At 58.8% G+C, this 8,388-nt stretch carries 9 protein-coding genes and 1 pseudogene; 2 read left to right on the top strand and 8 right to left on the bottom strand.

Annotated features, from left to right (window positions below; translation table 11 throughout):
* The coding region (norV, locus tag HMPREF9538_RS0127980; RefSeq protein WP_009485494.1) for an anaerobic nitric oxide reductase flavorubredoxin at window positions 1–1,057 on the bottom strand (1,057 nt) is incomplete at its 3' end.
* 187 nt (window positions 1,058–1,244) lie between these two features.
* On the opposite strand from norV, the gene norR reads away from it, so the two are divergent.
* Window positions 1,245–2,795 (top strand): nitric oxide reductase transcriptional regulator NorR, encoded by a 1,551-nt coding sequence (gene norR / locus HMPREF9538_RS10250; protein WP_004890240.1) that lies wholly within the window; start codon window positions 1,245–1,247, stop codon window positions 2,793–2,795.
* Here the strand turns inward: norR and gutQ are convergent.
* The 7 genes from gutQ to HMPREF9538_RS10285 all read right to left on the bottom strand — a co-directional run bounded on the left by gutQ (window position 2,758) and on the right by HMPREF9538_RS10285 (window position 7,781).
* The gene (gene gutQ / locus HMPREF9538_RS10255; RefSeq protein WP_004174691.1) at window positions 2,758–3,723 is read right to left on the bottom strand and encodes an arabinose-5-phosphate isomerase GutQ; all 966 of its coding nucleotides are present in this window, start codon (window positions 3,721–3,723) and stop codon (window positions 2,758–2,760) included. The two genes, norR and gutQ, sit on opposite strands and share 38 nt — an antisense overlap.
* Window positions 3,716–4,489 carry a glucitol operon DNA-binding transcriptional repressor SrlR gene (srlR, locus tag HMPREF9538_RS10260; RefSeq protein WP_004181024.1) on the bottom strand — a complete coding sequence of 258 codons (774 nt, stop codon included), beginning with the start codon at window positions 4,487–4,489 and terminating at the stop codon, window positions 3,716–3,718. Before srlR ends, gutQ begins: the two co-directional genes overlap by 8 nt.
* A 66-nt stretch (window positions 4,490–4,555) precedes the next feature.
* The gene (gene gutM / locus HMPREF9538_RS10265; protein ID WP_004145754.1) at window positions 4,556–4,915 is read right to left on the bottom strand and encodes a transcriptional regulator GutM; all 360 of its coding nucleotides are present in this window, start codon (window positions 4,913–4,915) and stop codon (window positions 4,556–4,558) included.
* Window positions 4,916–5,072: 157 nt separating this feature from the next.
* Window positions 5,073–5,852 (bottom strand): sorbitol-6-phosphate dehydrogenase, encoded by a 780-nt coding sequence (gene srlD, locus HMPREF9538_RS10270; RefSeq protein ID WP_002914815.1) that lies wholly within the window; start codon window positions 5,850–5,852, stop codon window positions 5,073–5,075.
* 12 nt (window positions 5,853–5,864) lie between these two features.
* A complete protein-coding gene (gene srlB, locus HMPREF9538_RS10275) occupies window positions 5,865–6,227 on the bottom strand; it encodes a PTS glucitol/sorbitol transporter subunit IIA (RefSeq protein ID WP_004174693.1) in 363 nt (120 codons plus the stop codon).
* A gap of 13 nt (window positions 6,228–6,240) precedes the next feature.
* Window positions 6,241–7,221, bottom strand: coding sequence for a PTS glucitol/sorbitol transporter subunit IIB (locus HMPREF9538_RS10280; protein ID WP_004890251.1), 981 nt, complete (start codon window positions 7,219–7,221; stop codon window positions 6,241–6,243).
* On the bottom strand, window positions 7,218–7,781 hold the full coding sequence (locus HMPREF9538_RS10285) for a PTS glucitol/sorbitol transporter subunit IIC (protein WP_002914812.1): 564 nt from the start codon (window positions 7,779–7,781) through the stop codon (window positions 7,218–7,220). The genes HMPREF9538_RS10280 and HMPREF9538_RS10285 overlap by 4 nt, the downstream gene beginning before the upstream one ends.
* A 276-nt stretch (window positions 7,782–8,057) precedes the next feature.
* Between HMPREF9538_RS10285 and HMPREF9538_RS31685 the strand changes: the two are divergent.
* Window positions 8,058–8,388 (top strand): annotated as a pseudogene (locus HMPREF9538_RS31685) (murein transglycosylase B); the annotation flags it as partial.

Genomic DNA, 8,388 nt, shown 5'->3' with positions numbered 1-8,388 from the left:
CCGCGCCGCCGCTCCAGCCGTGCGAGCCAAAGGCGCTGGCGCGTTTATTGCGAAAACGCAGCCCGGTCATCTCTTCCACCAGCCCGGCGATTTTCGGCATCATCACGTTGTTCATGGTGGACGTGCCGACAAGTACGCCTTTCGAGCGGAAAACATTGGTGAGGATGTCGTTTTTGTCGCTGCGGGCGACGTTAAAGATTTTCACCGCTACCCGTGGGTCAACCTCGGTGATCCCCTGGGCAATGGCGTCCGCCATCATGCGGGTATTATTGGACATGGTGTCGTAAAAGATGGTGATGCGATCTTCCTGATAATCCGCCGCCCACTCGAGGTATTTCTCGACGATTTGCGTCGGGTTATCGCGCCAGACCACGCCGTGGGAGGTGGCAATCATCTCCACCGGCAGGTTGAAACCGAGGATTTCAGTAATTTTCGGCGTCACCAGGCGGCTGAAGGGCGTCAGGATGTTGGCGTAGTAGCGCTGGCACTGTTCGTACAGTTCAGTCTGGTCCACTTCATCGTTGAACAGATGTTCGTCGCAATAGTGCTGGCCGAAGGCGTCGTTGCTGAACAGCACCGCGTCGCCGGTCAGGTAGGTCATCATGCTGTCCGGCCAGTGCAGCATCGGCGTTTCCACGAAGATCAGCTGTTTACCGTTACCGATGTCGAGAGTATCGCCGGTTTTCACCACGTGGAAGTTCCACTCCGGATGATGATGGTGGCCGTTGATCGAGTCGATGGCGTTGGCGGTGCAGTAGATCGGCGTATCCGGGATCTGCATCATCAGTTCGGTCAGCGCGCCGGCATGGTCCTCTTCGGCGTGGTTAATGACGATATAGTCGAGGTCGGCGAGGTCGATTTCGCGGCGCAGGTTCTGTACGAACTCGCGGCTGAATTTATGATCGACGGTATCGATCAGCACGTTTTTCTCTTCGCGGATGAGATAGCTGTTGTAGCTGCTGCCGCGCAGCGTTTTATATTCGGTGCCGTGGAAATCACGCACTTCCCAGTCACGTTGGCCAACCCAAAGAATGTTATTTTTCACCACAATAGACATAGCAACCTCAATCAATACAGTGTGTTTAAACTCAGTTGACTGGCTTATATCAAGTTGCGTGCCAACTTTTTAATTCATTGATAATTATCTGTTTTTAATTTTTTCTGATTTTGGTTGTTGTCAAAATGACAATGGTTAAAATAGTCGATATGACAATGAGTATTGTCAAAATGACAATGGAGCGACAATGAGTTTTTCCGTCGACGAGCTGGCGAGAATCGCCATAGATTTACAAAGCGATATTGGTCACACCGACCGCTTTTCGCGCCTGATTACTACCCTGCGGCAAATTCTTGGCTGCGATGCCTCGGCGCTGCTGCGCTATGAGGCGCATCAGTTTGTGCCGCTGGCGATCGATGGCCTGGCGCAGGATGTGCTCGGTCGGCGCTTTGCCCTGGAAGGACACCCGCGGCTGGAGGCGATTGCGCGCGCCGGGGATGTGGTGCGCTTCCCGGCGGATAGCGACCTGCCCGACCCCTATGACGGGCTGATCCCCGGTCATGAGAGCCTCAAAGTCCATGCCTGCGTGGGACTGCCGCTGTTTGCCGGGCAGACGCTGATTGGCGCGCTGACCCTGGACGGCATGGATGCCGATCGTTTCGATAGCTTCAGCGATGAAGAGCTGCGGCTGATTGCCGCGCTGGTGGCCGGGGCGCTGAATAATGCGCTGCTTATCGCCCGCCTTGAAGCGCAAAACGTCCTGCCGGCGCAGGCGGTGAATTACCCGCTGCCGGAGCGCCAGGAGATCATCGGCCTGTCGGGGCCCATGCTGCAGCTGAAAAAAGAGATCGATATCGTCGCCGCCTCGGATTTAAACGTGCTGATCAGCGGCGAAACTGGCACCGGCAAAGAGCTGGTGGCGAAGGCGGTGCATCAGGGGTCGCCGCGAGCCGCCAACCCTCTGGTGTACCTCAACTGCGCGGCGCTGCCGGAAAGCGTAGCGGAGAGCGAGCTGTTCGGCCATGTGAAAGGGGCATTTACCGGGGCTATCAGCAACCGCAGCGGTAAATTTGAGATGGCGGATAACGGCACCCTGTTTCTTGACGAAATCGGCGAACTGTCGCTGGCGTTGCAGGCCAAACTGCTGCGCGTGCTGCAGTATGGCGATATTCAGCGCGTCGGCGATGACCGCAGCCTGCGGGTCGATGTGCGGGTGCTGGCGGCGACGAACCGCGATCTGCGCCAGGAGGTGGTGGAAGGGCGCTTTCGCGCCGATCTGTACCATCGGCTGAGCGTCTTCCCGCTGTCGGTTCCGCCGCTACGCGAGCGGGAAAGTGACGTGGTGCTGCTGGCGGGCTATTTCTGCGAGCAGTGCCGCCTGCGGATGGGGCTGGCGCGGGTCATTTTGGCTGAGGCGGCGCGAAACCGGCTGCAGCAGTGGTCCTGGCCAGGCAACGTGCGCGAACTGGAGCATGCTATCCATCGGGCGGTGGTGCTGGCGCGGGCCACCCAGGCCGGTGATGAAGTGGTCCTGGAGCCGCAGCATTTCCAGTTTGCGGTGGCGGCGCCGATGTTGCCGACTGAGACGGCGGCAGCGGCGCCCGCGACGGGAAACATCAATCTGCGCGAGGCGACCGACTCTTTTCAGCGAGAAGCCATTAGCCGTGCGCTGGAGGCGAACCAGGGCAACTGGGCGGCGACCGCCCGAGCGCTGGAACTGGACGTCGCCAACCTGCATCGGCTGGCGAAACGTCTGGGGCTTAAAGGATCCCCGCCTGGTAAAAGTTCTGCAGGTTAATGGCGCCGACCAGTTGGCCGTTCTCATCCACTACCGGCGCGGCGCTGATTTTGTGTTTCATCAGCCGCTCTTTGGCTTCCACCGCGCGGCTATCCGCCTGCAGCGTTACGCCGTTGCGGGTCATCGCCCGAGTGACGCCATCGTTGAGCGTACCGCCAGCAACCAGCCAGCGGCGCAGGTCGCCGTCGGTGAAAACGCCCTGCACGCGGTTGGCTTCATCGCAGACCGCCACCAGGCCGAGTCCGGTTCGGCTTAGTTCGAGCATAGCGTCCATGACATTGGCCTCGGTATTGACCCGCGGCACTTCTTCATCACGACGCATCAGGTGATGCACTTTGTTCAGCAGCCGCGCGCCGAGGGCGCCCGCCGGGTGGGAACGGGCGAAATCCTCTTCATTGAAACCGCGCGCCTGCATCACCGCCATCGCCAACGCGTCGCCCAGCATCAGCGTGTTGACGGTGCTGGAGGTTGGCGCCAGATGCATCGGGCAGGCCTCGCGCTCCACGGCGATATCCAGCACCGCTTTCGCCGCCAGCGCCAGCGGCGAGGTGGATTTGCCGGTCATCGCCAGCAGCGGAATGCCTTTTTCTTCCAGCCGCGGCACGATGAGATCCAGCTCTTTCGCGCTACCGGAGTAGGAGATAAACAGCATCACGTCGCGGCTATCGAGCATGCCGAGATCGCCGTGCAGGGCTTCCGCCGGATGGACGAAAAAGGCCGGGGTGCCGGTGCTGGCGAAGGTTGCCGCCAGCTTTTTACCGATGTGGCCGGATTTACCGATACCGGAGACAATCAGTTTGCCCTCGCAGTGGATAATGGTTTCCGCCGCGCGGATGAAGTCGTCGCCCAGGCGCTCCGGCAGGCGGCTCGCCTCCTGCAGCTCAAGCATCAGGGTCTGGCGTCCGGCCTCTAACAAAAAGTTACTCATGATGTTCTCCAGTAATAATGACTGCTATGCCTTTGGCTTCCAGCGCCCGCTGGAATTCCGGGTCAATATCGGCATCGGTAATCAATTTATCCACGCGTTCAAGGCCGCAGACAATATTGGGGCTTTTACGACCAAACTTGGATGAGTCGGCCATCAGGATCACTTCGCGGGCGGCGTTGCACATCGCTTTGCTGACGGTATAGACCTCATTAAAGGTAGTGACTCCGGCGTTCAGATCGATACCGTCGGTGCCCATAAACAGCTTGTCGAAGCTGAACTGTTCGAAGGCGTTTTCCGCCAGCTGGCCGTGAAAAGAGGCCGATTTTTTACGGAAGGTGCCGCCCGGCATCAGGATGGTCTGCTCGTTATCGAACTCTGATAGCGCGTTGACGATATGCAGGCTGTTGGTCATCACCGTGATGTTATTGAAGTGACTCAGCAATGGCACCATCTGCAGCACGGTGCTGCCGGCGTCGAGGATAATTGAATCGCCATCGTGGATGTATCGCACGGCGGCCTCGGCAATCTGCGCTTTTTTATGGGTGTTGATCAGCGTTTTATGGTCAATCGGCGGATCGGCTTCATCCTTGTTGAGTACCACGCCACCGTAGGTGCGAATGACGGTGCCGGCGTTTTCCAGCGTGACCAGATCCTTGCGGATGGTGGTGCCAGTGGTATCGAAGTGTTGCGCCAGCTCTTCGACCGAGCATTTTCCCTGCGACTGCAGGAACTCGAGAATGGCTGCCTGGCGCTGACGTGGTTTCATAGGCGTCTATCCTGCGTTTAAGTTTCGAAGTGATAATTTCGCAAGATATTTACTTTTACAACGAAATTATCCATGTTTCGGATTAAGCGCTAATGATAGTGCATTCTGACAGCGCGGATCATGGGGAAAGATCACATCAGGCTGCAATTCCGCAATATGTTTGCCTGCCAGAGCCGGGATCTTTTGCGGACTGGCGAAAATGGTGAAGCCTTTCATCAGCAGCGTGTCGCTAATGCGGTCGTTATCATCGACGGCGATGGCGACGATGGCGCGCGGTTGAAAGCGCCCGGCGGAGCGGCCGACGCCCACCCGCCCCTGCTGGCACAGGCTATCAAAGGCGCGATTGAAGCGGCGGATCTGCCAGCCGCCAAAGGCCAGCTGGGTAAGCCAGGCGATGGCGGCGACGATGATTAATGCAGTAACCATAGGTCTCTCCTTAAGGGGGGCGGGAACAGCCCTGGTCACGGCGCGAGCGCCTAACCCGAGCGACCCGCGGTGCCGTTTTTTTGTCGGGTGGCGGCTAACGCCTTACCCGACCTACAGTTTTGTAGCCCGGATAAGCGCAGCGCCATCCGGGAACCTGTTAAAACATCACCTGGCCGCCGGTGACGTTGATCGACTGCCCGGTGCAGTACGACGCCTGTGGGCTAGCGTAAAACATCAATACGTTCAGCACATCCTGATATTCGCAGCCGCGCTTCAGCGGCACCTTGTCGATGTAGTACTGCTCGACTTCGCTCTCATCGATACCGAGCTTGGTGGCATACTGCGGCAGCAGCGACTGGAACATCGGCGACTTCAGCAGATTGCCGAGCATCAGCGAATGCACGGTAATGCCATATTCCGCCAGATCCAGCGCCAGCGACTGGGTCAGCCCGACGCCGCCGAACTTCGCCGCGCTGTAGCCGGAGTTGTGCTTACTGCCGACTTTGCCGGATTTCGAGTTGATCTGAATGATCCGCCCCTTAATGCCGTCGCGGATCATCAACCGCGAGAACTCGCGGGCGCAGAGAAAATAGCCCACCAGATTGACCTGCAGCGAGCGGTCGAAATCCCCCAGCGCGAAGTCGCTAATAAACGCCGCCTTGGCGATCCCGGCGCTGTACACCAGCAGGTCGACGCGCGAAAAAATCTCATCCACCCCGTGGGCCAGGGCGGTGACGCTGGCCTCGCTGGTGGCGTCGGCGCCGAAGCCGTACGCCATACCTTCGCCATACTCAGCGTTAATCTCCTGGGCGACGCGGCTGGCTTTTTCGCTCTGAATATCGACCACCGCCACGCGGTAGCCCTCGGCGGCCAGCCCGCGGCACAGAAACTCTCCTAAGGTTTGTCCACCGCCAATGACAACAGCAACCTGATTCATCTCTCTCTCCTTTTAAGCAACAAACTTCAGTACGCAGCCGGGCGCGATGGCGTCCGGCACCGGGCCCGCCACATGGACGGTACCTGGGAACTCCGCTTCACGATGGCCGTCAAAGCGCAGGGTGATGTGGCCCAGCTCGCGCAGGTTTTGTTCAGCGACCTCGCCGACGGCGGTCACCGGGTAGCGCTGTTCGCCAAGCTGCAGCTCTGCCCCCGGCTGCAGCGTGCCAGCAAGCTCGCCGTGGTTGTGAATAAAGCAGTACTCTTCGATATCCGCCGGGGCGCCCTCGCGGAAGGTGATCAGCATTTGCTCTTCCAGCGCCATCGTCGCGCAGGCGCCGATGTGCGTAATGGTGGTCTGGTAAATCACAGTCATCTGCAGGAACCTCTTACTGGTAAATAAATCCGGAAACGAACCACGCGATCAGCACCGTTGGTGCGCCGGTCAGAAAGCGGCTGACCAGCACCGACGGCACGCCGACGCGCACGGTATCCTGGCGGGCTTCGGCTAGCGACAGGCCTACCGGAATAAAATCGCAGGCGGCCTGGGCGTTAATGGCGAATAGGGCGGGCAGGGCGAGGTGCGGCGGAATGTTGCCGAGGCCGATTTGAACGCCGATCAGCACGCCGATCACCTGGGCAATAACCGCGCCGGGGCCGAGAAACGGCGACAGCAGCGGGAAAGAGCAAATCAGCGCCAGGGTTACCAGCCCCAGCGGATGGCTGGCGAGCGGCGCCAGGCCGTGGGCGATCCAGTCGCCGATGCCGGAGGCCATGATGATGCCGATCAGCGCCGAGACGAAAGCCATAAACGGCAGAATGGTTTTCAGCACCGTATCAATGGTGTCGCGCCCGGCCTGGAACAGCACCGCCACCACCGAACCCATGCCCATCCCGACCTTCGCCAGCAGGCCATCGCTCTGTTCAGTAATCTTCTTGCTGGTGTCGTAATCGCGACCCGCGCTCTTGTTTTCCGCCGGCGGCTCGGAAACCCCTGCGCTGTCGGGAGCGATGCACTGGATGTTGTCCTCTTTGACGCCGGAGACATAAATATCTTCCGTGATGTACTGGGCCAGCGGCCCTGATTTGCCGGTGGCATGGATATTCACCGTCGGGATGCGGCGTTTAGGATAGAGCCCGCAGCGCAGGGTGCCCCCGCAGTCGATAATCGCCACGCCGATCTCGCTTTCCGCTGGTTCTCCCTCTTTAAACCCGTCCACCGGCTGCCAGCCGGTCAGACTGGCGATGCGGTCAACGATCGCCGGGCGGGTGCCGGCGGTGATATAGACGATCTTTTTGCCTTCGACGGCGTCGAGCTCAAGCGGGCCGCCCCAGCCGCCGGTGCCTTTCTCTATACGAATACGGGTCATGATGTCGCTCCTGACAGATGCACTTTCTGGGAAAGCTGAATCGCCATTTTTCTCTCGAAAATCGAGGTGGTCAGGTCGGTGACCCAGCCGCGGAAGAAGTTAGTCACCAGCCCGACCAGCAGGTAGCTCACCGCCAGCGGACCGAGCGGTAGGCCGAGGGTAGTGAGGCCGTTGGCGATGCCGAGATAGACGAACAGCTCGCCGGGGTTGATATGTGGAAACAGCCCGTTCATTGAGTGGCAGCTATACGACGCCGCCGCGTAATAGCTGGGCTTGTACTTCTCTGGCATAAACCGGCCGAGGCTTAACGTCATTGGGTTACAAAACACGAAGGTGCCGATGCAGGGTAGCAGCAGGTAGCGGGAGATTGGGTTTCCTGCGCAGCGCTGCGCCAGCTTCTCGATCCGCTGCTGGCCGATAAAGTTGATCAGCGCGTTCATGATCACCAGCAGGCTGATCAGCAAGGGGAGGATCCCGGTCACCATGCCGGTAAATACCTCGCCGCCTTTCTGAAACAGGCCGATAAACCACTCCGCGCCGTGGGTCACGACGTCAATCATTGTTCTCTCCTTCAGCATGTTATTTTTCTTGCTAATCGCAGGCTGATTTTAATCATTTTGAAAGGTTTAAAAGTGTTAAATGGATCGCAAAATGAAAGATAAATATTTTATTTTGAAAGATGATGCGGGCGAGATGAAATGTTGCAGGGCATGAAAGCACGCAGGGGAGGAGCAGTTGAAGGACTATTTTGTCTACAAACAGATTGTCGCTTTCTTGTTGGTCGTCGCATGCTTTACCATAATTATCCCTTGCTGAATTTGTTAAACGGAATTCCCATGTTGAAGCGTCGCTATCTGGCTTTACTTCCCCTTTGTGTGCTCCTCGCTGCCTGCAGCAGCAAACCCAAGACCCCCGCGGAAACGGAGATGGCGAGTGGAACCGGCGGCTTTTTGCTGGAACCGCAGCATAACGTGATGCAGATGGGCGGCGACTTCGCCAACAACCCGGCGGCGGCGCAGTTTATCGATAAGATGGTGGCGAAGCACGGCTTCGACAGGCAGCAGCTGCAGGAGATCCTGTCGCAGGCAAAGCGCCTGGATTACGTCCTGCGGCTGATGGATCGTCAGGGGCCGCCCCGCCCCCCCCCCCCCCCGCCCCGCCCCGCCC

The sequence above is a fragment of the Klebsiella sp. MS 92-3 genome (assembly GCF_000195655.1).
Taxonomy (GTDB): domain Bacteria; phylum Pseudomonadota; class Gammaproteobacteria; order Enterobacterales; family Enterobacteriaceae; genus Klebsiella; species Klebsiella pneumoniae.
The sequence above is the reverse complement of the archived record's forward strand: the minus strand, read 5'-3'. Positions and strand labels throughout refer to the sequence as shown.

Coding starts and splice junctions, on each gene's coding strand:
- norR (WP_004890240.1), top strand. CDS start 1,245: ATGAGTTTTTCCGTCGACGAGCTGGCGAGAATCGCCATAGATTTACAA.
- gutQ (WP_004174691.1), bottom strand. CDS start 3,723: ATGAGTAACTTTTTGTTAGAGGCCGGACGCCAGACCCTGATGCTTGAG.
- srlR (WP_004181024.1), bottom strand. CDS start 4,489: ATGAAACCACGTCAGCGCCAGGCAGCCATTCTCGAGTTCCTGCAGTCG.
- gutM (WP_004145754.1), bottom strand. CDS start 4,915: ATGGTTACTGCATTAATCATCGTCGCCGCCATCGCCTGGCTTACCCAG.
- srlD (WP_002914815.1), bottom strand. CDS start 5,852: ATGAATCAGGTTGCTGTTGTCATTGGCGGTGGACAAACCTTAGGAGAG.
- srlB (WP_004174693.1), bottom strand. CDS start 6,227: ATGACTGTGATTTACCAGACCACCATTACGCACATCGGCGCCTGCGCG.
- HMPREF9538_RS10280 (WP_004890251.1), bottom strand. CDS start 7,221: ATGACCCGTATTCGTATAGAGAAAGGCACCGGCGGCTGGGGCGGCCCG.
- HMPREF9538_RS10285 (WP_002914812.1), bottom strand. CDS start 7,781: ATGATTGACGTCGTGACCCACGGCGCGGAGTGGTTTATCGGCCTGTTT.